General features: G+C 75.0%; 2 protein-coding genes. One reads left to right on the top strand and one right to left on the bottom strand.

Features of this window, described 5'->3' with window-relative positions:
* The coding region (locus IE109_RS32825; protein WP_506417195.1) for a carboxyvinyltransferase at window positions 1–222 on the top strand (222 nt) is incomplete at its 5' end.
* Window positions 223–636: 414 nt separating this feature from the next.
* Here IE109_RS32825 and IE109_RS32820 read toward each other — a convergent pair.
* Window positions 637–918 (bottom strand): HU family DNA-binding protein, encoded by a 282-nt coding sequence (locus IE109_RS32820; protein WP_017237029.1) that lies wholly within the window; start codon window positions 916–918, stop codon window positions 637–639.
* Between the last annotated feature and the right edge of the window lies 1 nt (window position 919).

Here is a 919-nt window from a genome sequence, read left to right as displayed (position 1 = left end):
CTGCACTCGGCGGTGGTGTCCGGCCCGACCAAACTCCAGGGCGCGGACCTGGTCATCCCCGACCTGCGCGGTGGCTTCTCGTACCTGATCGCCGCCCTGGCGGCCCAGGGCACGTCGCGGGTGCACGGCATCGACCTGATCAACCGCGGCTACGAGAACTTCATGGAGAAGCTCGTGGAACTCGGCGCGAAGGTCGAACTGCCCGGCAGCGCGATCGTCTGACGCCCCGTGAGCCGTACCGACGGCCCCTCGCCACCGGCGAGGGGCCGTCGGCCGTTCCGGGGCCCGCACGGGGCCGGTACGGGGCCTCGGCGGTGGTACGCCGGGGGCGGCGGCGCCCGGTGGCCCGCGTCCGCGGCTCACGGCCCCGGTGCGGCGGGCCGCCCGGAACGCCGTGAACGTCCCGGGGAGGGCCCCAGGAGCCGCTGTACGGGACGTACAGGCTGTACGCCCCCCTTAGGGGCCCCGCCCGCCCTCCCGCCCTTCCACGGCCCGTTGTGCGGCGTCCGGGCGGCGGCCGCGGGGGCCCGCCGGGGCCGGGCGGGCGGTCGCGGGGGGGCCGTCCGGCATGCGCAGGGGCATGCGTAAGGGCGGTCACCCCTCGTGGGGTGGCCGCCCTTGTACGCGCCTGGGGGCTTACTTGCCCTTGGCGGCTTCCTTGAGCTTGGAGCCCGCGGAGACCTTCACGCTGTAGCCGGCCGGGATGTTGATCGGGTCGCCGGTCTGCGGGTTACGAGCGGTGCGAGCGGCACGGTGGGTGCGCTCGAAGGTCAGGAAGCCGGGGATGGTGACCTTCTCGTCGCCCTTGGCGACGACCTCGCCGACGGTCTCGGCGAGCGCGGCCAGCACGGCGTCGGCGTCCTTGCGGGTCACCTCGGCACGGTCGGCCAGGGCGGCCACCAGCTCACTGCGGTTCATG

Origin of the sequence: Streptomyces lavendofoliae (genome assembly GCF_014649735.1) — a bacterium.
GTDB lineage: Bacteria > Actinomycetota > Actinomycetes > Streptomycetales > Streptomycetaceae > Streptomyces > Streptomyces lavendofoliae.
This window is presented reverse-complemented; position numbering and strand designations above follow the sequence as displayed.

Coding starts and splice junctions, on each gene's coding strand:
- IE109_RS32820 (WP_017237029.1), bottom strand. CDS start 918: ATGAACCGCAGTGAGCTGGTGGCCGCCCTGGCCGACCGTGCCGAGGTG.